Annotated in this window: 20 protein-coding genes; 12 read left to right on the top strand and 8 right to left on the bottom strand. The window is 73.1% G+C overall.

Going from position 1 to position 21,478, the window contains the following annotated elements:
• The first annotated feature begins 30 nt into the window (after nt 1–30).
• From AC5677_RS08745 to AC5677_RS08735, 3 genes are all read left to right on the top strand, one after another.
• Nucleotides 31–786: a TetR/AcrR family transcriptional regulator gene (locus AC5677_RS08745; RefSeq protein WP_497194447.1), complete on the top strand. Its 756-nt coding sequence runs from the start codon at nt 31–33 to the stop codon at nt 784–786.
• A gap of 76 nt (nt 787–862) precedes the next feature.
• Nucleotides 863–1,303: a helix-turn-helix transcriptional regulator gene (locus tag AC5677_RS08740; protein ID WP_497194446.1), complete on the top strand. Its 441-nt coding sequence runs from the start codon at nt 863–865 to the stop codon at nt 1,301–1,303.
• A 10-nt stretch (nt 1,304–1,313) separates the two neighbouring features.
• On the top strand, nt 1,314–1,724 hold the full coding sequence (locus tag AC5677_RS08735) for a VOC family protein (protein ID WP_497194445.1): 411 nt from the start codon (nt 1,314–1,316) through the stop codon (nt 1,722–1,724).
• A 27-nt stretch (nt 1,725–1,751) separates the two neighbouring features.
• Here the strand turns inward: AC5677_RS08735 and AC5677_RS08730 are convergent, their stop codons facing one another.
• Nucleotides 1,752–2,999 (bottom strand): type ISP restriction/modification enzyme, encoded by a 1,248-nt coding sequence (locus AC5677_RS08730; RefSeq protein WP_497194444.1) that lies wholly within the window; start codon nt 2,997–2,999, stop codon nt 1,752–1,754.
• Nucleotides 3,000–3,197: 198 nt separating this feature from the next.
• Here AC5677_RS08730 and AC5677_RS08725 point away from each other — a divergent pair, with 198 nt between their 5' ends.
• Nucleotides 3,198–4,589, top strand: a complete 1,392-nt coding sequence (locus AC5677_RS08725; protein WP_497194443.1) for an MFS transporter — start codon at nt 3,198–3,200, stop codon at nt 4,587–4,589.
• 53 nt (nt 4,590–4,642) lie between these two features.
• Here the strand turns inward: AC5677_RS08725 and AC5677_RS08720 are convergent, their stop codons facing one another.
• Entirely contained in the window at nt 4,643–5,392 is a 750-nt protein-coding gene (locus tag AC5677_RS08720) for a GntR family transcriptional regulator (protein ID WP_497194442.1), read from the bottom strand.
• Between the two features lie 57 nt (nt 5,393–5,449).
• The gene (gene hmgA, locus AC5677_RS08715) at nt 5,450–6,784 is read right to left on the bottom strand and encodes a homogentisate 1,2-dioxygenase (RefSeq protein ID WP_497194441.1); all 1,335 of its coding nucleotides are present in this window, start codon (nt 6,782–6,784) and stop codon (nt 5,450–5,452) included.
• A gap of 192 nt (nt 6,785–6,976) precedes the next feature.
• Between hmgA and AC5677_RS08710 the strand changes: the two genes are divergently transcribed.
• Nucleotides 6,977–7,600 carry a TetR/AcrR family transcriptional regulator gene (locus AC5677_RS08710; protein WP_497194440.1) on the top strand — a complete coding sequence of 208 codons (624 nt, stop codon included), beginning with the start codon at nt 6,977–6,979 and terminating at the stop codon, nt 7,598–7,600.
• A 519-nt stretch (nt 7,601–8,119) separates the two neighbouring features.
• Nucleotides 8,120–9,535: a CitMHS family transporter gene (locus AC5677_RS08705; RefSeq protein WP_497194439.1), complete on the top strand. Its 1,416-nt coding sequence runs from the start codon at nt 8,120–8,122 to the stop codon at nt 9,533–9,535.
• A gap of 42 nt (nt 9,536–9,577) precedes the next feature.
• Here AC5677_RS08705 and AC5677_RS08700 read toward each other — a convergent pair whose 3' ends face one another.
• Nucleotides 9,578–11,035, bottom strand: a complete 1,458-nt coding sequence (locus tag AC5677_RS08700) for an AfsR/SARP family transcriptional regulator (RefSeq protein WP_497194438.1) — start codon at nt 11,033–11,035, stop codon at nt 9,578–9,580.
• A gap of 336 nt (nt 11,036–11,371) precedes the next feature.
• Between AC5677_RS08700 and AC5677_RS08695 the strand changes: the two genes are divergently transcribed.
• The 3 genes from AC5677_RS08695 (at nt 11,372) to AC5677_RS08685 (ending at nt 14,666) form a co-directional block, all read left to right on the top strand.
• Nucleotides 11,372–11,947, top strand: coding sequence for a hypothetical protein (locus AC5677_RS08695; RefSeq protein WP_497194437.1), 576 nt, complete (start codon nt 11,372–11,374; stop codon nt 11,945–11,947).
• A 163-nt stretch (nt 11,948–12,110) separates the two neighbouring features.
• Nucleotides 12,111–13,529, top strand: coding sequence for an aldehyde dehydrogenase family protein (locus AC5677_RS08690; RefSeq protein ID WP_497194436.1), 1,419 nt, complete (start codon nt 12,111–12,113; stop codon nt 13,527–13,529).
• Between the two features lie 57 nt (nt 13,530–13,586).
• The gene (locus AC5677_RS08685; RefSeq protein WP_497194435.1) at nt 13,587–14,666 is read left to right on the top strand and encodes a Zn-dependent alcohol dehydrogenase; all 1,080 of its coding nucleotides are present in this window, start codon (nt 13,587–13,589) and stop codon (nt 14,664–14,666) included.
• 157 nt (nt 14,667–14,823) lie between these two features.
• Here the strand turns inward: AC5677_RS08685 and AC5677_RS08680 are convergent, their stop codons facing one another.
• Together AC5677_RS08680 and AC5677_RS08675 are read right to left on the bottom strand one after the other, a co-directional pair.
• Nucleotides 14,824–15,780: an urea transporter gene (locus tag AC5677_RS08680; protein WP_497194434.1), complete on the bottom strand. Its 957-nt coding sequence runs from the start codon at nt 15,778–15,780 to the stop codon at nt 14,824–14,826.
• Nucleotides 15,781–15,940: 160 nt separating this feature from the next.
• The gene (locus AC5677_RS08675) at nt 15,941–16,600 is read right to left on the bottom strand and encodes a TetR/AcrR family transcriptional regulator (protein WP_497194433.1); all 660 of its coding nucleotides are present in this window, start codon (nt 16,598–16,600) and stop codon (nt 15,941–15,943) included.
• 86 nt (nt 16,601–16,686) lie between these two features.
• Between AC5677_RS08675 and AC5677_RS08670 the strand changes: the two genes are divergently transcribed.
• Together AC5677_RS08670 and AC5677_RS08665 are read left to right on the top strand one after the other, a co-directional pair.
• Entirely contained in the window at nt 16,687–17,841 is a 1,155-nt protein-coding gene (locus tag AC5677_RS08670; protein WP_497194432.1) for an acyl-CoA dehydrogenase family protein, read from the top strand.
• Nucleotides 17,842–17,964: 123 nt separating this feature from the next.
• Nucleotides 17,965–18,624: a TetR/AcrR family transcriptional regulator gene (locus tag AC5677_RS08665; protein WP_497194431.1), complete on the top strand. Its 660-nt coding sequence runs from the start codon at nt 17,965–17,967 to the stop codon at nt 18,622–18,624.
• On the opposite strand, the gene AC5677_RS08660 is transcribed toward AC5677_RS08665, so the two are convergent.
• A complete protein-coding gene (locus tag AC5677_RS08660) occupies nt 18,605–19,066 on the bottom strand; it encodes a MaoC family dehydratase (RefSeq protein WP_497194430.1) in 462 nt (153 codons plus the stop codon). The genes AC5677_RS08665 and AC5677_RS08660 overlap by 20 nt on opposite strands.
• Nucleotides 19,067–19,258: 192 nt before the next feature.
• Between AC5677_RS08660 and soxR the strand changes: the two genes are divergently transcribed.
• Nucleotides 19,259–19,858, top strand: a complete 600-nt coding sequence (soxR, locus tag AC5677_RS08655) for a redox-sensitive transcriptional activator SoxR (protein ID WP_497194429.1) — start codon at nt 19,259–19,261, stop codon at nt 19,856–19,858.
• 39 nt (nt 19,859–19,897) lie between these two features.
• Here the strand turns inward: soxR and AC5677_RS08650 are convergent, their stop codons facing one another.
• Nucleotides 19,898–21,337 carry an amidase gene (locus AC5677_RS08650; protein WP_497196545.1) on the bottom strand — a complete coding sequence of 480 codons (1,440 nt, stop codon included), beginning with the start codon at nt 21,335–21,337 and terminating at the stop codon, nt 19,898–19,900.
• Between the last annotated feature and the right edge of the window lie 141 nt (nt 21,338–21,478).

The raw sequence follows: 21,478 nt of genomic DNA, 5'->3' as shown, positions 1-21,478 counted from the left end.
TAACTAGGATGGTGGCGAGGTGATCGATCCATGGCAGCAAGCGGCCGCGCGGCCGGACCCGAAGTGATCTGGGCGCGCCCCGAGCGCACCGGCCGTGGCCCCCGGCCCGCCTTCACCCGCGACGAAATCGCCGAGGCGGCCGTGCGGATCGCCGATGAGTCGGGGCCGGCGGCGGTCTCCATGCGGCGCGTGGCGACGGCGGTCGGCTGCGCCACGATGTCGCTCTACAACTACGTCCCGGGCAAGGGCGACCTCGTCGATCTGATGGTCGACCGGGTCAGCGGCGAGTACGAGCTGCCCGCCCGGCCGTCCGGCGACTGGCGCGCGGACATGCTCCAACTCGCCCGCCAGGGACGGGGCATGATGCGCCGTCATCCCTGGCTTCCGGGCGCCGTGCTGTCCCACAACTTCCTCGGCCCCAACGCCCTGCGCTACATGGAGTTCTGCCTCGCCGCGCTGGAGAGCTCGGGACTGGACGACGGGCTCAGGATGGAGCTCGTCTCCATGGTCAACGGCACGGTGATCACGATGGCCTCGTCCGAGCAGGCGGCCGCCGAGCGGGCCAAGGAGTCCGGGCACACCGTCGAAGCGCACCGGGCGGCGCAGGCCGGGTATCTCGCGGCGGTGGTCGCCGGCGGGCGGTACCCGCTGGTGGCACGGGCATTCGCGCAGAGCGCGCCGCTCGCGGATCCGGAGGCGGTCTTCGACCGGGTGATCGACCGGGTGCTGGCTGCCTATGCGGGGCGGACGGCGGACGGCGGGCCGGGGGCAGCGGCTCCGGAGTGACGCCGCCACCCGCCGCATCGAACCACGTTTTCGCAGGTCAACGGCGATTTCGGCGGCCGGGTGATAGCGTCGGGGCATGACTCCGGAAGAGCTTGCCCAGCTCGCGCATCTGCGCCGGGCACGGGATCTGATCGACCGGGAGTACGCCCAGCCGCTCGATGTCCCGACGATGGCCCGCCATGCGCTGATGTCGCCGGCGCACTTCTCGCGACGGTTCCGGGCGGCCTATGGGGAGACGCCGTACAGCTATCTCATGACCCGCCGGATCGAGCGGGCGATGACGCTGCTGCGCGGGGGGATGAGCGTGACCGACGCGTGCATGGCGGTCGGCTGTACCTCGCTCGGCTCGTTCAGCTCGCGGTTCACCGAGATCGTGGGGGAGACGCCGAGCGCCTACCGCAGCCGGGAGCACCCCGCCGTGGCGGCGATGCCCGCGTGCGTGGCGAAGGTGTACACCCGCCCGGCGAGAAATCCACCGAGCAGGATTCGAGAAGCGGGCGGCGACGCCGCTGTCTAACGTTGACGGCATGACCATTGCACTCCAGTACTGCCACATCACCGTCAACGACGTGGACGAGTCGATCGCCTTCTACGGCGGCGCGCTCGGCCTCGAAACGCGCAACGACGTCGCGTCCGGCGAACACCGCTGGGTCACCCTCGGCAGCGCGACCCAGCCGGGCCTCGAGATCGTGATCTCGGAACCGCACGCCGGCCGCTCCCAGGCCGACGGGGACGCCCTCCAGGAACTGCTCACCAAGGGCGTCCTGCCGATGACCGTCTTCAGCACCGACGATCTCGACGCCACCTTCGAGCGGGTGCGGGCATCCGGCGCCGAGGTGCTGCAGGAGCCCATCGACCAGCCCTGGGGGCCGCGCGACTGCGCCTTCCGCGACCCGTCGGGCAACATGGTGCGGATCCAGCAGGCGTCGAAGGAGTAGCGCGCCCCAGGGGCGGCCCGGCCGCCCTCACAGGAGGGCGAACTGGCCCTCCGGGCCCTCCTCGTGATGGTCGAGGACGGAGGCCGGGCGGTGCGCGTCGGCCGGCGCCGGGAGGATGCCCGCCTCCCGTAGCCCGGCCGCCGTGATGACCGGCCCGCCCGCCGTCCGCTCCCTCAACTCTGCGCATTCCGGGCCGAGTTCGGACAGCAGCGCCAGTACGGTGATCAGCTCCAGCAGCTCCGACGTCCACTCCTGCGGCCAGGCCGTGGTGCGCACCGCCGCCAGCGAACCCGCCTCCGGCGGATCCACCGGAGCCGTCCTCTCGGCGAACCACGCCTGAAGGACCCGTACGCCGCCCGCAGGGAAGTCCCAGGCGCCCGGCGGCACCGGCGAGATCCGGCCGTCGCCGAGCAGCAGCGCCTCCTCGGCGGCGTCGTAGCCGAGGGCGTCCGGCAGGCCGCGGGTGGGCAGCGCGGAGCGTACATAGGGGCGGCGGCCGCCCGGCATCCGCGGCCGCTCGCCGGGGTGCGACCCGTGCGCGCCCCAGGTGTGCAGCCACAGCAGACGCTCGCCGAGGGCGACGCCGGCGTCCCAGACGGCCGGGTCGGCGGTGAGCGGGACGCGCGTGCCGTCGGGGGAGTGGCGGGCGCTCGCGGTGATCCAGGCGAGCAGGCCGGCCGGGCGGACCGGGCGGTCCAGGCGGCGGGCGAGGAGGCCGAGCAGGCCGGGCGCGAGGTTCGGTTCGGTGCCGCCGGGGCGCCGGTAGAGGGGATGGATCCGGCCGGGCCGGCCGGCCGGTGCGTGCCCGTCCGGCAGCAGGGCGGAGCAGACCACGGCGGGGCCCGGCACCTGCGGCAGCTGTCCCGGTTCGACCGCGAACAGCTGCCGCTCGTCCGCCACCCGCCACAGCTCCGGACGCGCCGCGTCGATCAGCCGGTGGTCGGGCAGCAGCCACTGCCGGTCGAAGGGGCCGTGCAGGATCCGTACCGGCTCGGGGCACGGGCCGCTCGCCCGGTACAGCCGCCCGGTGGACGTGGCCTGGCCCGGCAGCTGGCCGACGGCGGAGTGCAGATGCCGGGACCGGGACGGCCGGAACAGCCGCTCGCGGGCGGCCGCGTCCTCGGCCGCCACCAGGGCGTTCCACCGGGCGCGCAGCATCGCCGGATCCGGCGAGCGCACCCAGGAACGGCCCAGCCGCAGCGGCGGCACGGACCACGGCATCAGTTCGGACAGCAGTGGCGCGGTCGGCCGTGGCGCGTCCTGCTTCGCCGTCACGCGGAGCCCCTCCCGGACCGTTCGGTTGACCCCGGCATGGTATCCACGGGCGCCGGCACCCCGGGGCGGGCCGCCCGGTCCGCGCTCGCACCCTTCCGCTTACTGATCTTGGAGCGGTACCGTCCCGCCGTACGCCCGACGGCATCGCGCGGACCTGGCTGCGCGCTGCGCGCCGGGACCTGCTCAGGGGAGGACCGTATGACGGACACCGCCTCCCCCGCGCCGCAACGGCGCGGGGCGACCCCCATCCCCGCGCGGGCCGCCGCGCGGCTGGACCGGCTGCCGCCGTCCCGCTGGCACCGCCGGCTCACCCTCGTCGTCGGCATCGGCGCCTTCTTCGACCTCTACGAGATCTTCCTCGGCGGAGTGCTCGCCGCGGTCCTCGCCGCACAGTGGGACCTGGGGCACCTCGCGAAGTCAGGGGTGATCGCGGCCGGGTTCCTCGGCATGTTCGTCGGCGCGAACGTGCTGTCCGTGCTCGCCGACCGCTTCGGACGGCGCCGGATGTTCCTGGTCAATCTGGCGGCGTATTCGGCGTTCTCGCTGCTGTGCGCCTTCGCCCCCAACCTGCAGTGGCTGCTGGCGCTGCGCTTTCTCTCCGGGCTGGGGCTGGGCGCCGAACTCGTCCTCGTGGACACCTATCTCGCGGAATTCCTGCCCCGGGCGGTCCGCGGCCGCTATATCGCCCATGCGTACACCTTCGGGTTCATCGGTGTGCCGGTCGCGGCGCTGCTGGGTGCCCGGCTGGTGGCCGGGCACCAGCTCTGGGGGATCGACGGCTGGCGCTGGCTGCTGGTCGCGGGTGCGCTCGGGGCCGCCTTCATCCAGCTCATGCGGCGCCGACTGCCGGAATCCCCCAGGTGGTTGACCGTGCACGGCCGGGAGGAGGAGGCCGCCGCGATCGTGACCGCCATCGAGGAACGGGTGGCGCGCGAGCGGGGCACCAGCCTCCCCTCCGTACCGGAGGCCGAGACCCTCCCGGAGCGGAAGGTGCCGCTGCGGGAGATGTTCCGCGGCGACTTCCGGCGGCGCACCCTGATGTGGTGGATCTTCCAGGTGCTGCAGACCGTCGGCTATTACGGCTTCGGTTCGCTGGCGCCGGTGGTGCTGACGGCGAAGGGCCACACCGTCACCGCCTCGCTGCTGTACGCGGCGCTGAGCTTCTGCGGCTATCCGATCGGCTCCGCGCTGTCCGTCCCGCTCATCGACCGCATCGAGCGCCGGACCCTGATCATCGCCTCGGCGCTCGGCATGGCGGCGTGCGGCCTCGCCTTCGGCTTCGCGGCCGCCACCTGGGCGATCGTCACCTTCGGCGTGCTGCTGACGGTGTGCAGCAACGTCTTCTCCAACGCCTTCCACGTCTACCAGACGGAGATCTTCCCGACCGGCCTGCGCAGCAGTGCCATCGGCATTGCGTACTCGCTGTCCCGGCTCACCTCGGTGGTGCTGCCGTTCGTCGCGCTGACGGTGCTGGACGATCTCGGCGCGACGGCGGTGTTCGGCGGGTCGGCGGTGCTGATGGTGTTGTTGTGCCTGGATGTTGCGCTGCTGGGGCCGCGGAGCACGGGGCGGAGCCTGGAGCGGATCTGAGGCCGGGGAGCGGGCCGGTGATCCGGGGCCGGGGCGGTCGTGCGGCCGTACGGTCAGTGCGCGTCCAGCGTGACCGTGAACGAGAACCGGTCCCCGCGGTAGTGGATCCGGGCGACGTCGACCACCCGCCCGGCCTCGTCGTACGTGATGCCCGTGTAGTGCAGGATCGGGCTGAGCAGCGGCACCTGGAGGAGGCGGGCGGTTTCCGGGTCCGCCAGGCGGGCCTCGACGGTGTCGGTGATGCGGCTGATGCGTACGCCCACCGCGTCCCGCACCACCTTGGTCATCGGCCAGCGCTCCAGGTCCGCGGGGTCGATCAGCGCGGCGACCTCGGGGCGGACGTAGTTGCGGGCGTGGTTGGTCGGTTCGTCCGTCTTCTCGTCGCCGCGGAGCCGGCGGAACCCGGCGACCTCCGTCAGGTCCGGGAAGTACTCGGACAGCTCGGCGGGCACCGGCAGCGGCCCGTGTTCCAGCAGCTGGGTGCGCATCCCGGACTGCTGGGCCACGATCGCGTCCACCGAGCCCAGCAGCCGCACCGGCGCGCCCCGCTGCGCGCCGGGCTCGATGAACGTGCCGCGGCGCCGGTGCCGGCTGATCAGGCCCTCCGTCTCCAGTTCCTTGAGGGCCTGGCGCATGGTCAGCACGCTCACGCCGTAGTGGGCGGCGAGGGCGTCCTCGGTGGGCAGCCGGAGCGGCGCCTCGGGGGAGCGGCCGAGTATGGAGGCGCGCAGCGACTGCGAGACCTGGTACCACAGCGGCAGCTTGCGGTTCAGGGCGAGCGAGTCGGGAGCGAAGGTGGTCACAGGGCGTTCCCCGGTCTTACGGGCGGACGGCTTACGGGCGGACGGGCGGCCCGGCGCTCACGGGCGGAAGTGGCGCTGGAGACCCTGCCACACGTCGTCGTATCCGCGCTGCAGATGCCCGGCGTCCCGGGCCTGTTCGGTGAGCGTCAGCGGCCAGCGGGTCTCGAACATGAAGGCCAGACCGTCGTCGATCTTCTGCGGGCGCAGCTCGGCGGCGCTGGCGCGGTCGAAGGTCTCGCGGTCCGGGCCGTGCGCGGACATCATGTTGTGCAGCGAGCCGCCGCCGGGGACGAAACCCCCTTCTCCGGCCGCCTTCGCGTCGTAGGCGCCCTCGATCAGGCCCATGTACTCGGTCATCACATTGCGGTGGAAGTACGGCGGCCGGAAGGTGTCCTCGCCCACCAGCCAGCGCGGCGCGAAGACCACGAAGTCCACGCCGGCCAGCCCCGGGGTGTCGGAGGGGGAGGTGAGGACGGTGAAGATCGACGGGTCGGGGTGGTCGTAGCTGATGGACCCGAGGACATTGAAGCGGTGCAGGTCGTAGACGTACGGGACGTGGTTGCCGTGCCAGGCGACCACGTCCAGCGGGGAGTGGTCGTAGGTCGCCGTCCAGAGGTTGCCGCAGAATTTGTTGACGACCTCGACGGGGCCCTCGACGTCCTCGTAGGCGGCGACCGGGGCGAGGAAGTCCCGCGCGTTGGCCAGGCCGTTGGCGCCGATCGGGCCGAGGTCGGGGAGCTGGAAGGGCCGGCCGTAGTTCTCGCAGACATAGCCGCGGGCGGTGGCATCGAGCAGCTCGACGCGGAAGCGCACGCCGCGCGGGATCAGCGCCACATGGCCCGGCTCGGCGCGCAGCAGGCCCAGTTCGGTACGCAGCAGCAGCCCGCCGCGCTCGGGCACGATCAGCAGCTCGCCGTCCGCGTCGCTGAACACCCGGTCGGTCATGGGGGAGTTGGCGTAGTAGAGGTGGACGGCCATGCCGGTGCGCTGGGTGGCGTCGCCGTTGCCGCCCAGCGTCCACAGGCCGTCGAGGAAGTCGACGGGGCCGGTGGGCTCGGGGAGCGGGTTCCAGCGCAGCCGGTTGGGGTCCGCCGCGCAGTCGGTGAACGGCGCGGAGCGCAGGGCGCCCCGCTCGGCGCGGACGAACGGCGGGTGCGCCGCCGAGGGGCGGATGCGGTAGAGCCAGGAGCGGTGGTTGTGGCTGCGCGGTTCGGTGAACGCCGATCCGCTGAGCTGCTCGGCGTACAGGCCCAGCGGCGCGAGCTGCGGGGAGTTGCGGCCCACCGGCAGCGCGCCGGCGACGGCCTCCGAGCTGTGCTCGTTGCCGAACCCGGAGACGTAGGAGAGCCCCTCGGCGGTCTTTCGCGCCTGCTCGCTGCCCGTACCTGTCATTGCGCGCTCCCGCCCATCGGTAACCCGTACAAGACCCACACCTGTGCCGGACCGGATCCCGTACGGATCGAATCCTATGCAAGACCTTAGGATTGCCGTCGCGGCCGCGCCCGTCAACGGAGACCTTCGGCCGCGCTGGCCGGATTCCGGCGTTTGCGGACTCCCTGCGCGGACGCCGGGCAGGATGTCCGGGTGCAGCAGCCGAACCCGCTCCGACGCGTCCCCGTCCAGCAGCGCAGCGCCCAGCGCCTGGCGCGCATCCTCGATGCCTGCGCGGAACTCCTGGAGGAGACCGGGTACGAGGACCTCAGCACGCGCGCCGTGGCCGGCCGCGCCGACGTCCCGATCGGCTCGGTCTACCGCTTCTTCCCCAACAAACGCGCCATGGCCGAGGCGCTCGCCCGGCGCAATCTCGACGCCTACGCGGACCGCATCAGCGCCCGGCTGACCGCTCCCGCCGACGAGCGGCTGGAATGGCGCCGTGCGATGGACGTGGTGGTCGACGAATACCTCGCCATGAAACGCACGGTGTCCGGCTTCGCCCTGGTGGAGTTCACCGTCCCCGCCCCGCACGCCGCCCGCCGGGCCAACTACGAGGTCGCCGACCGGCTGCTGGCGCTGCTGGCCGGCCCGCTCGGCCTGGACGCCGCCGAGGAACGGCTGCGGATCGCCTTCCTCGTCGGCGTCGAGACCGCCGACGCGCTGCTCCAGCTGGCCTTCCGCACGGATCCGGCCGGTGACCCGGCGATCGTGGCGGAGTGCAAGGTGTTGTTGCGGGCGTATCTGGCTCGGTACCTGGACGGTGCCGCGGGCTAGGCCCCACGTTGTCGGCTTCCCCGCCGTGGGGGTTTCTCTGGGTGCGCCTGCGGCGGGCGGTGCCGCTTGCGCGGGGCTGTTCGGCTGCGGGGCCGGGCCTCCGGACTCCGTCCTGCGGCCCGGCCCCTCCCCGTTGGGGGTAGGGAGGAGGGCGGTGGGGGTGTACGTCGGTGGTCGGGTGTGCCTGGTGGACACGACCACCTGCACCTGAACACGAGACGTCCGCCCCTACCGGCCTTTCCCACCCACCCACGGGAGGGGACGGCCCGTAGCGGCGGAGCCGTGTAGGGCCGTCACCGCACCCGACAAACCCACGCCCGCCGCAGGCGCAACGGCGACAAGCCCGCCACGGCGGGACGGCCGACAACGTGCGGGCCAAAACAAAACGCCGCGTTGAGCAGGCGTTTTGCTCGTATTGCTCGCGTGTCAAGGTCTTGTTAACAAAAGTTTGCGGGACCTAACGTCGCCTGGGCCGCCACCCCCCGGCAGTTGTTCAAGGGCGAACGTGAGGTACCCCCAATGCTGACAATCCTCGGATTTGTCATGATCGCCAGCTTCCTGGTGCTGATCATGATGAAGAAGATGTCACCGATGGCAGCGCTTGTGCTCATCCCCGCGCTGTTCTGCGTCCTGGTCGGCCAGGGCGCGCACCTGGGCGATTACGTCCTCAAGGGCATCGGCGACCTGGCCCCGACGGCCGCGATGCTGATGTTCGCCATCATCTACTTCGGGGTGATGATCGATGTCGGGCTCTTCGACCCGGTCGTCCGCGGCATCCTGAGGTTCTGCAAGGCCGACCCGCTGCGGGTGGTCGTCGGTACGGCGCTGCTCGCCGCGATCGTCTCGCTCGACGGCGACGGCTCCACCACGTTCATGATCACCGTCTCCGCGCTCTACCCGCTCTACAAGCGGCTGAAGATGAGCCTGGTGGTCATGACCGGTGTCGCCGCCACCGCCAACGGCGTGATGAACACCCTCCCCTGGGGCGGCCCGACCGCCCGCGCCGCCACCGCACTCAAGCTCGACGCCGGCGACATCTTCGTCCCGATGATCCCCGCGCTGGCCGTCGGCCTGGTCGCCGTCTTCGTCCTCGCGTACGTCCTCGGGCGGCGCGAGCGCACGCGGCTGGGGGTGCTGACGCTCGGCGACGTCCGCGTGGTGACCGAGGAGGCCGAGGCGAAGGAGACCGAGCGGGTGCTGGCCGGCGCGGGCGGCGGTCCGGTTGTCACCCGGCGTACGGTCCCGGCCGGCGGCGCGGACGGCGGCTCCGGGGAGCGGGCGGAGGACGTCGACCTCCAGGGCCTCGACCCCCTGCGTCCCACCCTGCGTCCCAAGCTCTACTGGTTCAACGCCGCGCTCACCGTCGCGCTGCTCACCCTGCTCATCCTGCAGACGCTGCCGATTCCGGTCCTCTTCCTCCTCGGTGCGGCCATCGCCCTCACCGTCAACTTCCCGCAGATGAAGGACCAGAAGGCCCGCATCGCCGCGCACGCCGAGAACGTCCTGAACGTCTCCGGCATGGTCTTCGCCGCCGCCGTCTTCACAGGCGTCCTCACCGGCACCGGCATGGTCGAGCACATGGCCCGCTGGCTGGTCGCCGGCATCCCCGACGCGCTCGGCCCGCACATGGGCATCGTCACCGGCGTCCTCAGCATCCCGCTGACGTACTTCATGTCCAACGACGGCTTCTACTTCGGCATCGTCCCGATCCTCGCCGAGGCCGGAGCCGCGCACGGTGTCGCCCCCATCGAGATCGCCCGCGCCTCCCTCGTCGGCCAGGCGCTGCACATGTCCAGTCCGCTGGTTCCGGCCGTCTACGTCCTCGTCGGCATGGCCAAGGTCGAATTCGGCGACCACACCAAATTCACCGTGAAGTGGGCCGCGCTGACCTCGCTGGTGGTGCTGGGCGCCGGGTTGCTGTTCGGCATCATCTAGGCGGCCGGACCGGGGGAGGGTGGCAGGGGCGCCCGCCGTACGTCATGCCCGGCCGGTCAGGGCGGTGCGCGCGGTGCGTACCTCGTCGATGGCCTGGAGATGCCCGCCCTCCTCCGCGCAGCGCTCGGCCCGGTCCAGGAGGCGGGCGCTGCCGGCCGGGTCGGGGGCGTGCCGTACGCGGGCCAGGGCGATCAGGGCGAAGGCGAGGGCCGTGGCCCCGAAGGGTTCGGCCAGTTCGACGGCGGCGCGGGCCAGGCGTTCCGCGTCGTCCCGCTCGCCGAGCAGGAGGTGCAGTTCGGCTAGGTTGGCGCGCTCGAAGGCGGTGGCCGTGGGCCGGCCGGCCTGCTCGGCCAGTGCCAGGGCGCGGCGTCCGTACTCCAGCGCCTGCCGGTGCCGGCCCGCCCGGCGCGCGTTCTCGCGCAGCACGGACAGCACGGTGGCCAGCAGCGCCGGGTCACCGGACTCCTCGGCCGGCGCCAGGGCGCGTTCGGCGGGGCCCGCCGCCTCGGCGGAGCGGCCGGACAGGCCCAGGCAGACGGTCTGCTGGGCGAGCGAACGGGCCAGCAGCACCGGCCGGTCGGCCCCCCGTGCGGCCTCCGCGGACCGCTGCGCCGCCCGCGCGGCCGCCAGCGCCTCGTCGTACCGGCCCGCGTACGACAGCACCGCGGAGCGCGCCATCCGGTGTGCCGCCCGCACCTCGTCGGGGGTCCCCGGCCCCGGCGGATGGGCGCCCAGCACGGTGAGCGCCTCCTCGCCCGCGCGGCTGCGGCACAGCACCTCCGCCAGCCGGGCCGCGGCCAGGACGCAGGCATCGCCCCGGCCCTGGCGCTCGTACGAGGCCAGGGCCTCCCGCAGCACGCCGAGCGCTTCCCCGGAGCGTCCCGAACGGTCCAGGGCCAGCGCCCAGTCCAGCCGCACCCGCGCCGCATCCGCCTCGGGGGCCGCCCCCTCGTCGGGCGTCACCCGGGCAGCGGTCTCCTGCGCCCGGGACAGCGCGTCGCGCACCTGGCCGCGCAGCTGCCGCAGGCGCTCGCGGGGCGGGCCGGCCCAGGCCGCGTACCGGTCCTCCGGGAGCAGTTCGCCGCTCAGCGCCTCCAGCGCGGCCGCCAGCCCGGGGGCCGCGCCGTCGGCCAGGGCCTGCCGGGCGAGGGTGCCGGCGTGGTCGGTGTCGACCCACACCGCGCCGGGCGCCAGCCGCAGCAGCGCGCCGTCGCCGGTCAGATACGAGGAGACGGCGCGAGGCCGCCGTTCCGGCTCCAGCGCGTGCCGGGCGGCGTGCAGCGCGACCCGCAGGCTGCGCAGCGCCGCGGGGAGTTCGGCGTGCGGCCAGCACACGGCCATCAGCTGCTCGCGGTGCAGCTGATGGCCCGGCGCGATCGCGAGCAGCTTCACCAGCGTCCGGGCGCTGGGCCGGGACCAGCGCTCCGCGAGCGGCGCGCCGCCGTCGCGTTCCAGCCGGAACCCGCCGAGGAGGCGAATGCGCAGCAGTGGGGGATTCATCAGGCCGGACACTCTAACCGGTCGCGTTCCAGGGGCTGTTACCGGTGAATTACTGGCCGGAAACGCTCGTCCGTCGGAGCACGTCACGGGCCGTTCGCCGAAGTGATCGCGTCAATGTGGCCGGGGGCGCGGGGCAAGGACGGGGCGGGCGTTGACGCTGTGCCGCGCGCTGCGAAGGATGTGCCCGTGCGCACGGGTGCGACCAGCGGCGATGCGCCGCGCGATCACCACCCGATCACCGCTCGATCACCGCTCGGACCGCCCTTCCGGCCCGCTCCCGGGCCTTCTCCCGGGCCCGCTCCCGGACCCTCTTTCGACGATCCCTCAGGAGGAAGCGTGAAGCGCTCCCACGCCCTTGCCGTCTCCGTTCTCGTCCTCGTCTCCGGTACGGCCGTGGCGGCCCACGCGGCCGACGGCACCCCGCCCGCCGGGCGGCATGTCTCCGCGGCCGCGTCCTGGTGCGAGGAGAAGGGCGGGGTGGCACAGACCCGGGTCCCGTACTTCACCGGCTCCGGGAACGTCATCACCCCGCTGGGCGGCGAGCGGGAGATGTGCCTGTTCACCGCGAAGGACGGCAGCCAGATCATGATCGCGGCGGACACCCTGGCCGCCGACAAGCCGACCCTGGCCGCGCTGGCCTACGTCCGTAAGCCCACCGGCCCCAGCAGCCCCGGAAATCCCTCCATCGCCTACTGCCAGGGCATCAACGGCACCGCGATGTTCGGCAACCGGCCCACGGACGGCGGCGGCTGGGGCCTGAAGGGCGAGACGAAGCCGGACAAGGTGATGTCCGCCTGCATGTTCGGCGACGGGTCGGTGATCGATGCCTGGGGGCTGAAGTACCACCAGGGCGGAGTGATCCGCGGCGCCGATCTGACCGAGAAGTTCCGCGCCCGGATCCCCGGCGCGTGACCGGGCGGGCGACACCGCGGGCGGCCGTGACCGGGGCGCGGGCCCGGGTGATGATGGCCGGGTGACGCGCTCCGCTCCCGCCGGGAGTGGCGCCCCTCAAACTAGCGCCGCTAGTTTGAGGGGCGCGGCACACCGCCGCGCGGACTCTCGGGAGGACGGCTTGATGAAGGCACACGACGGGATGTACATCGGCGGCGTATGGCGGCCCGCGGTGGGAGGCGACACCATCGAGGTGCGCAACCCCGCCGACGAGCAGGTGATCGCGACCGTCCCGGCCGGCACCGCCGAGGACGTGGACGCCGCCGTCCGCGCCGCCCGCGCCGCGCTGCCCGGCTGGCGCGCCACCGCCCCCGCCGAGCGCGCCGCCCGGCTGACCGCGCTGCGCGACCGGCTCGCCGAGCGCGCCGGGGAGATCGCCGAGACCATCACCGCCGAGCTGGGCTCAACGCGTACCTTCAGCACGCGGGTGCAGGCCGGTCTCCCGGTCGCGGTGGTGGGCTCGTACGCCGAACTGGCCGCCTCGTACGCCTTCGAGGAGAAGCTCGGCAACTCCACCGTGCTGCACGAGCCGGTCGGCGTGGTCGGCGCGATCACCCCCTGGAACTACCCGCTGCACCAGATCACCAACAAGGTCGCCCCGGCGCTCGCCGCGGGCTGCACGGTCGTGCTCAAGCCCGCCGAGGACACCCCGCTCACCGCCCAGCTCTTCGCCGAGTGCGTGGACGCGGCGGGCATCCCGGCGGGTGTCTTCAACCTCGTCACCGGCCTCGGGACGGTCGCGGGCCAGGCGCTGGCCGAGCACGAGGGCGTGGACCTGGTCTCCTTCACCGGCTCGACGGCCGTCGGCAAGAAGATCGGTGCGATCGCGGGCGGCGCGGTCAAGCGCGTGGCGCTGGAGCTCGGCGGCAAGTCCGCCAATGTCATCCTGCCGGGCGCGGACCTCGCCAAGGCCGTCGAGGTCAACGTCGCCGATGTCATCCGCAACTCCGGCCAGTCCTGCAACGCGCTGACCCGGATGCTGGTCCACGCCGACCAGTACGACGAGGCGGTGGCGCTCACCGCCCAGGCCGTGGCCGCCTACGTCCCCGGCGACCCGCGGGACGAGGCCAGCCGGCTCGGCCCGCTCGTCAACGCCAAGCAGCGCGACCGGGTCCGTGGCTTCATCGCCCAGGGGGTGGCGGACGGCGCGCGCCTGGTGGCGGGCGGCGCGGAGGCCCCCGAGGGCCTTGAGGCGGGCTACTACGTCCGCCCGACGGTGTTCGCGGACGTGACGCCGGAGATGACCATCGCGCAGGAGGAGATCTTCGGCCCGGTCATCTCGATCCTCAAGTACGAGGACGAGGAGGAGGCCGTACGGATCGCCAACGGCACGGTCTACGGTCTGGCCGGCGCGGTATGGGCCGCCGACCAGGAGACCGCGGTCGCCTTCGCCCGCCGGCTGGACACCGGGCAGGTCGACATCAACGGCGGCCGCTTCAACCTGCTGGCGCCGTTCGGCGGTTACAAGCAGTCCGGCGTGGGCCGCGAGCTGGGCCCGCACGGTCTGACCGAGTACCTCCAGACCAAGTCCCTGCAGCTGTGAGACCGGGCCGCCGCCCGCCCCGTCCGTCCCGTACCTCCCGATAGAGGAGACCGCACCGTGGTCCGCGCCGCCGTACTGCCCGCCGTCAACGCCCCACTGGAGATCACCGAGATCGAGCTGCCCGCACCGGGTCCGGGCCAGGTCCGGATCCGGCTCGCCGCGGCCGGGGTCTGCCACTCCGACCTGTCGCTGTCCAACGGGACGCTGAAGCAGCCCGCGCCCGCCGTCCTGGGACACGAGGGCGCGGGCACCGTCACCGCCGTCGGCGAGGGCGTCACCGACGTCGCGGCCGGGGACCAGGTCGTACTGAACTGGGCGCCGTCCTGCGGCGGATGCCACTTCTGCGGCCTGGCGGAGCCCTGGCTGTGCGTCAACGCGGGCGCGGCCGCCGCGAAGCCGTACGCGCGGCGGGCGGACGGCACCGATCTCTACCCGGGCCTGGGCACGGCCGTGTTCGCCGAGGAGACGGTGGTGCCCGCGCGGGCCGCGCTGCCGCTGCCGGACGGCGTGCCGCTGGCCGATGCCGCGCTGCTGGGCTGCGCGGTGCTCACCGGCTGGGGCGCCGTCCACCACAGCGCGCGGGTGCGGGCGGGGGAGTCGGTGGCGGTCCTGGGCGTCGGCGGGGTGGGCCTGGCCACCCTGCAGGCGGCGCGGATCGCGGGTGCGGGCCCGATCGTGGCCGTGGACGTCTCCCCGGCGAAGGAGGAACTGGCGCGGGCGGCCGGGGCCACCGAGTTCGTGGTGGCCGGTGACGACACGGCCAAGACGATCCGCAAGCTCACCGGGGGCGTCGGCGCCGATGTCGCGGTGGAGTGCGTGGGCCGCGCCGACACCATCCGCACGGCCTGGTCCGCCACCCGCCGCGGCGGCCGCACCACGGTCGTCGGCATCGGCGGCCAGGACCAGCAGGTCACCTTCTCCGCCCTGGAGATCTTCTACTTCGGCCGTACCCTCTCCGGCTGTGTCTACGGCAACAGCGACCCGGCCCGCGACCTCCCGGTCATCGCCGAACACGTCCGCTCCGGCGCCCTCGACCTCTCCGCGCTGGTCACCGACCGGATCGGACTCGACGGCATCCCGGCCGCGTTCGAGGCGATGGTGGCGGGGAAGAGCGGGCGGGCGCTGGTGGTGTTCTAGGCGGACGGACCGGGGCGGGGCCGGGGGCGCGGTGAGCGCCGCCGGCCCCGCGCGCCGGGGCGGCCGGAAACTCGTAGTGCGCGGTCCGCTGACGCCGTACCTCCGGTCGGTACGTTCGCCCGGCATCACCGGCGCCGGGCCGGGCGGCGGGGCCCGCTCAGCCCGTGACCCTGCGCAGCCGCGGGAACGCCGGTGCCGCCACCAGGAAGACCAGCGAGACCAGGACGAACGGCCAGGTGAAGATGTGGCCGCCGGACGGTGCGAAGACGGCCGCCAGGGCCGGACTCAGCGCGGTCGCGGCCGCCGCGCCGACGACCGCATAGGCCAGGCTCCAGCCGTCCGCGACGAGGAACACCCCGCACAGCGCCATCGCGACGAGTACGGCGTTGTAGCCCATCGTGCCCTCGGCCACCTGCTCGGCGGGTGCGCCGAGGGCCCAGGCGGTCAGGATGCCGACGGCGCTGCCGACGCAGGCCAGGGCGGCCGCCCGGCGGGAGGCGAGGAAGATCCCGAGCAGGAAGATCAGGCCGATGTGCCACTGCGGGATGAAGAAGATCTGGCCGATATCGGCGAAGAAGGCGTGCCAGAGGTCGGTGAAGGTGAGGGCCGTGGGCCCGGCGGCGGGCTGCGAGAGGGCGGCCGGGCCCGCGTCCTGGTGCCAGACGCGCTGGAAGCCGGGTGCGGCGATGGTCATCGCGCTGGCCGTGATGCAGAACGGCAGGGTGAAGGCGGGCAGTTCCCAGGTGGCCAGGATGCGGACGGCGGCCGCGGTGAGCACGGTGACCGCCGCGCTGCCGGCCAGCGCGAGCAGCGCGGTGGACGGATGCCCGGCGCCGAGGAAGACCGCGCAGCCGACCGCCACCAGGCAGGCGTTGAACCCTTCGAGGCCGGCGGTGATCCGGTCGTGGTCCACGCCCAGGATGCGGGCGGTGGCGGTTCCGACGGCCGTGCCTATCAGCCCGTACAGGCCGAATTCCCAGCCCGCCGCGAACAGCGCGACCGAGAACACCACACCGGCCGGCGCGCTGGGCAGGAAATCGACCTGCGCCTGACCGCGCAGCACCTCGATGACGAATCGTCCGTACCGGGTCCGGAAAGGGCCGTTCAGAGCCATACCCGACGCGTGCACGCAGCCTCCCGCTTACGCACATATGGCCTCTGTCCGCCAGAGGCGGGCGCACTTTACCGCTCTTGCCGGGGATGCGGCGGAGGTGTCCATTCCTCGGGTGACCCGCGCGGATCCCTGCGCACCTGTACGGGTCCGGGTGGCTTCGTCAGGCGTCGCCCGGGGCGCCGTCCGGCGGCAGGAGCTGCGGGTGCTGCAGCGCCAGACCGTCCACCAGCGCGCGCAGACCGGTCTCGAAGGCACCCTCGTCGACCTGGCGTTGGTGCTCGGCCAGGAGATGGGCCTGGCCCAGATGCGGGTAGTCGGCGGGGTCGTACGCGCTCGGGTCGGCCACGAAACCGCGGGCGAACGAGCCCAGGGCGGAGCCGGCCACGAAGTAGCGGACCATCGCGCAGATCCGGGTGGCCTGGGCCGGCGGCCAGCCCGCCTCGACCATGCCGCCGAAGGCCGCGTCGGCCATCTTCAGCCCGGCCGGGCGGCGGCCGGGGCCCTGCGCGAGGAACGGCACGATGTGCGGATGCGCGGCGAGCGCGGCGCGGTAGGAACGGGCCCAGTCCAGCAGCCCGTCCCGCCAGTCGCCGCCCGCCGCGAACGCCGATACGTCGACCTCGGCGATGACCGTGTCGGCGACCGCGTCGAGGATCTCGTCCTTGGTGGTGAAGTGGTTGTAGAGGGAGGGTCCGCTCACGCCCAGCTCCGCCGCCAGACGCCGGGTGGAGAGCGCCGGCAGGCCTTCCGCGTCGATGAGCGCCAGCGCCGTGGTGACGATGCGTTCGCGGCTCAGCAGGGGCTTGCGGGGTCGGGCCATGACGCACATAGTAAGGGCCGTCGGAAGAAAACTAGCACTGGTAATTAACCAGCTGATCAACTGTTCTCGTCGACAGGGAGCCCTCGATGGACCTGAAGCTCAGCGCGGAGCAGACGGCGGTGCGCCGCCTCGCCAAGGACTTCACCGAGCGCGAGATCATTCCGCACGCCACCGCCTGGGACCGCGCGGAAGCGGTCGACCGCGGCATCGTCAGGAAGCTCGGCGAGGTCGGATTCCTGGGACTCACCGTCCCCGAGGAGTACGGCGGCTGCGGCGGCGACCATCTCTCCTACGCCCTGGTCACCGAGGAACTGGGGCGCGGCGACTCCTCCGTGCGCGGCATCGTCTCGGTCTCCCTCGGTCTGGTGGCCAAGACCATCGCCTCCTGGGGCGACGAACGCCAGAAGCGGGAGTGGCTGCCGCGGCTGACGTCCGGCGAGGCGGTGGGCTGCTTCGGGCTCACCGAGCCGGGCACCGGATCCGACGCGGGCAATCTGGCCACCCGGGCCGTCCGCGACGACGACGGTGACTATGTCATCGACGGCGCCAAGATGTTCATCACCAACGGCACCTGGGCCGATCTCGTGCTGCTCTTCGCCCGCACCGGCGACGCGCCCGGACACCAGGGCGTCAGTGCCTTCCTCGTACCGGCCGACACCCCCGGGCTGGCGCGCCGGGAGATCCACGGAAAGCTGGGACTGCGCGGCCAGGCCACCGCCGAACTGACCCTGGACGGCGTGCGGGTCCCCGCCACGGCCCTGCTCGGCCCCGAGGGCAAGGGCTTCTCGGTGGCGATGTCCGCGCTGGCCAAGGGGCGGATGTCGGTCGCCGCCGGATGCGTGGGCATCGCGCAGGCCGCCCTGGAGGCCGCGCTGGGCTACGCGGGGGAGCGCGAGCAGTTCGGCAAGCCGATCGCCCGGCATCAGCTGGTGCAGGAGCTGATCAGCGATATCGCGGTGGATGTGGATGCGGCGCGCCTGCTGACCTGGCGGGTGGCCGATCTGATCGACCGCGGTGAGCCGTTCGCCACCGAGGCCTCGAAGGCCAAGCTGTTCGCCTCCGAGGCCGCGGTACGCGCCGCCAACAACGCCCTCCAGGTCTTCGGCGGATACGGTTACATCGATGAGTACCCGGTGGGCAAGCTGCTGCGGGACGCCCGGGTGATGACCCTCTACGAGGGCACCAGCCAGATACAGAAACTGCTCATCGGGCGGGCGCTGACGGGCGTCTCGGCCTTCTGACCGCGCCGCCGCGCGGCATCCGGCCCGCGCCGCACCGGCCCCCTAAGCGCTTGCTCAGTGACGCGGTATGGTGTTCGATCCGTCAGGGGAACGTCCCTGACGGATCGAGGAGCGGGGTACGGGATGGGTGCTGCGGCGGAACGGGCGGACGCGGAGAACGCCGTGGGCGCCGAATGGGACGGGGTGACCCCGGACGCCGCGCGACGGCTGGTCGGCGCGGCCGTCGAGGCGTTCGCCGAGCGCGGCTACCACGCCACCACCACCCGCGACATCGCCGGCCGGGCCGGGATGAGCCCCGCCGCGCTCTACATCCACTACAAGACCAAGGAAGAGCTGCTCTACCGCATCAGCGGCATCGGCCACGAAAAGGCGCTGCGCATCATGGGCGCCGCCGCCGAGGCGCCGGGCAGCGCCACCGACCGGCTCGCCGACGCGGTCCGCACCTTCGCCCGCTGGCACGCCGAGCACCACACCACCGCCCGGGTCATCCAGTACGAACTCCAGGCGCTGAGCGCCGAGCACTACGCCGAGATCGCCGATCTGCGCCGCCGGACCGACCGGCTGCTGCGCGGCATCATCCAGGACGGCGCCGACAGCGGGGAGTTCCGTGCCGACGACGTCCCGGGCACCACGCTGGCCGTGCTGTCGCTCTGCGTGGACGTCGCCCGCTGGTTCTCGGCGGACGGCCCGCGCACCCCCGACGAGGTCGGCGCGCTCTACGCCGGCCTCGTCCTGCGGATGGTGGGGGCCCAGGAGCGCCCCGCTACAGATAGAACCGGCTGACCGACTCCGCGACGCACACGGGCTTGTCGCCGCCCTCGCGCTCGATCGTGACGAGCGTGGTGAGCTGCACCCCGCCCTTCACCTCGGCCACCTCCGCGATCTTCGCCGTGGCGCGCAGCCGCGAGCCGACCGGGACGGTGGCGGGGAAGCGCACCTTGTTGGTGCCGTAGTTGATGCCCATCGTCACGTTGTCGACCCGCATCAGCCGCGGTACGAGGGTGGGCAGCAGCGAGAGCGTCAGATAGCCGTGCGCGATGGTCGTGCCGAACGGGCCGGCCGCGGCCTTCTCCTGGTCCACATGGATCCACTGGTGATCGCCGGTGGCGTCCGCGAACAGATCGATCCGCTTCTGGTCGATCTCCAGCCAGTCGCTGGGGCCCAGCTCCTCGCCGACCGCCGCCCGCAGTTCGTCGACCGACGCAAACACTCGGGGCTCTGCCATCTCCGTCTGCCTCCTCGGTATGTCCCGCTCGGTATTTCCTGCCCGACAAGCAGTTACTAAGCGCTTGCTCATTGCCTGGTGAGCATGCAGAGTGCGGGCACCCACTGTCAACGCCTGCGGAAACGTTGCGCCGGGTGTGCGGGCTGGGGCCTGTCCGATGGGTCAGGGTCGGACAGGCCCTAGGGTTGAGAGGTGCCTCAGCTTCCGTACAAGGTTCATGAGCTCTCCGTCGGCCAGCTCTCCGCGCGCAGCGGCGCGGCGGTCTCCGCGCTGCACTTCTACGAGTCCAAGGGGCTGATCAGCAGCACCAGGACGGCCGGCAACCAGCGCCGCTACTCCCGCGATGCGCTGCGCCGGGTCGCCTTCGTCCGGGCGGCGCAGCGGGTCGGTATCCCGCTCGCGGTGATCCGCGACGCGCTGGCCGAGCTGCCGGACGAGCGCACGCCCAACCGCGCCGACTGGGCCCGGCTCTCCGAGGTCTGGCGCACCGAGCTGGACGAGCGCATCAGCCAGCTCGTCGAACTGCGCGACCGGCTCACCGGCTGCATTGGCTGCGGCTGTCTCTCGCTGGAGAAGTGCGCGCTGTCCAATCCCTACGACAACCTCGGCGCGCAGGGTCCCGGCGCCCGACGGCTGCGGGTCGACCGGACGGTCAAGGACCGGGCGGGCACGGACCCGGCAGCGGCGGGCACGGACCCGGCGGCGAAGGACCTGGCGGAGGTGCCCGCGGGCGGCGAGGACGGCGGGGCCTGCACGCCCGGCGACCGCGACCGCGACGGCGTCTGCGGCTGAGCGCGCGCCCGCCCCGCAGGGGGGCGGGCGCGACGGTGCTCACCAGAGCGACGGTTTGCGGCCGGCCCAGGGGCGGGCCCGCTCGAGCTGCGCGGAGAGGGAGATCAAGGTGGCCTCCTCGCCGTACCGGCCGCCGAGCATCACGCCGATCGGCAGCCCCGCGGCGTTCCAGTGCAGCGGGAGGCTGACCGCGGGCTGGCCGGTGGCGTTGTAGAGCGCGGTGAACGGGGTGTACGCGCCGATGGCGGCGAACTCGGCCTGCGGGTGGGCGTCGTTGCGCAGCGCGCCCACCGGCAGCGGCGGCCCGGCCAGCGTCGGCGAGAGGATCGCGTCGTACCCGCCGGGGGCCATCAGTCCGTCCGCGATGGTCTGCGCCAGCGCCCGGAACGCATACAGCGCGCCCGCGAAGTCGCTGCCGGAGACCTCCTTGCCCCGTGCGCGCAGATAGCGGGTGAGCGGCATCAGCAGCTCCTCGCCCTCGGCGGGCACCGGGCGGTTCGCGGCCACCACCGACCAGACGCGGGTGAAGGCGATGAGGATGCCGTCGTCGCCCGGCAGCGTCACCTCGTCCACCTCATGGCCGAGTTCGCCCAGCAGGGCGGCCGTGCGGTCGGTGGCGGTGCGGCAGTCGGGATCGACGGTGATGCCCGGTATCGGGGCGCCGGTCAGGCGGGCGATCCGTAGCCGTCCGGGGTCGCGCCGGGCGTGCGCGGCGAAGGTCTCGCCGGGCGGCAGCGCCGGCGCCGTGTACGGGTCGCCGGGCATCTCGCCCGCCAGGACGTCCAGCAGCGTGGCCGCGTCGGCGACCGTACGGGCCAGCGGTCCCGAGGTGCTCAGGCCCGTCACATCGTGCAGCAGCGGGCCGGCGCTGATCCGGCCGCGGCTGGGCTTGATGCCGTACAGCCCGCAGACCGACGCCGGGATGCGGATCGAGCCGCCGCCGTCGCTGGCGTGCGCGAGGGGCGCCAGGCCGCCGGCGACCGCCGCGCCCGCGCCGCCGCTGGAGCCGCCCGCCGAGCGCTCCAGGTCCCACGGGGTACGGGCGGGCGGCGCGAGGCCGTTCTCGGTGTAGCAGGGCAGCCCGAATTCGGGGGTGTTGGTCTTGCCGAGCAGGATCGTGCCGGCCGCCCGCAGCTTCTCGGCCACATGGTCGTCGACGGTGGGGACGTACCCGGCCAGCGCCCGTGAGCCCATCGTGCAGCGCACGCCCGCCACGTTGTTGAGGTCCTTGACCGGCACCGGAACGCCGTGCAGCGCCGGGAGTTCGCGGCCTTCCCGGCGGGCCGCGGCGGCCTCGCTCTCGGCGTCCGCGGCCTGCTTGCGGGCGATCTCCGGCGTACGGGTGAGGAAGGCGCCGAGGGTGTCGTCCAGCCGGTCGATCCGCGCCAGGTAGTGCTCGGTGAGCTCGACGGGTGAGATCTCGCCGGAGCTGATTCCCGCGGCTTGTTCGAGCGCGGTCAGATCGTGGAGTTCGGCCATGGACATCCACCTCTCCTGCGGCGTCCGCGCCGCCCTGCTGCGGCACGGACGTACGGGCCGCCGACGTTACCGGCCGGTCGCCGGATCAACAGGTGTTTCAGGTCGAAGTGGCGCGTACCGGCCGTGGCGGAACGGCACCCC

This window comes from Streptomyces sp. JLSY215 (assembly GCF_059682825.1).
The sequence above is the reverse complement of the archived record's forward strand: the minus strand, read 5'-3'. Positions and strand labels throughout refer to the sequence as shown.

Excerpts from the sequence above, each read along its gene's own strand:
- AC5677_RS08745 (WP_497194447.1), top strand. The coding sequence starts at position 31 with ATGGCAGCAAGCGGCCGCGCGGCCGGACCCGAAGTGATCTGGGCGCGC.
- AC5677_RS08740 (WP_497194446.1), top strand. The coding sequence starts at position 863 with ATGACTCCGGAAGAGCTTGCCCAGCTCGCGCATCTGCGCCGGGCACGG.
- AC5677_RS08735 (WP_497194445.1), top strand. The coding sequence starts at position 1,314 with ATGACCATTGCACTCCAGTACTGCCACATCACCGTCAACGACGTGGAC.
- AC5677_RS08725 (WP_497194443.1), top strand. The coding sequence starts at position 3,198 with ATGACGGACACCGCCTCCCCCGCGCCGCAACGGCGCGGGGCGACCCCC.
- hmgA (WP_497194441.1), bottom strand. The coding sequence starts at position 6,784 with ATGACAGGTACGGGCAGCGAGCAGGCGCGAAAGACCGCCGAGGGGCTC.
- AC5677_RS08705 (WP_497194439.1), top strand. The coding sequence starts at position 8,120 with ATGCTGACAATCCTCGGATTTGTCATGATCGCCAGCTTCCTGGTGCTG.
- AC5677_RS08700 (WP_497194438.1), bottom strand. The coding sequence starts at position 11,035 with ATGAATCCCCCACTGCTGCGCATTCGCCTCCTCGGCGGGTTCCGGCTG.
- AC5677_RS08690 (WP_497194436.1), top strand. The coding sequence starts at position 12,111 with ATGAAGGCACACGACGGGATGTACATCGGCGGCGTATGGCGGCCCGCG.
- AC5677_RS08680 (WP_497194434.1), bottom strand. The coding sequence starts at position 15,780 with ATGGCTCTGAACGGCCCTTTCCGGACCCGGTACGGACGATTCGTCATC.
- AC5677_RS08675 (WP_497194433.1), bottom strand. The coding sequence starts at position 16,600 with ATGGCCCGACCCCGCAAGCCCCTGCTGAGCCGCGAACGCATCGTCACC.
- AC5677_RS08670 (WP_497194432.1), top strand. The coding sequence starts at position 16,687 with ATGGACCTGAAGCTCAGCGCGGAGCAGACGGCGGTGCGCCGCCTCGCC.
- AC5677_RS08665 (WP_497194431.1), top strand. The coding sequence starts at position 17,965 with ATGGGTGCTGCGGCGGAACGGGCGGACGCGGAGAACGCCGTGGGCGCC.
- AC5677_RS08660 (WP_497194430.1), bottom strand. The coding sequence starts at position 19,066 with ATGGCAGAGCCCCGAGTGTTTGCGTCGGTCGACGAACTGCGGGCGGCG.
- AC5677_RS08650 (WP_497196545.1), bottom strand. The coding sequence starts at position 21,337 with ATGGCCGAACTCCACGATCTGACCGCGCTCGAACAAGCCGCGGGAATC.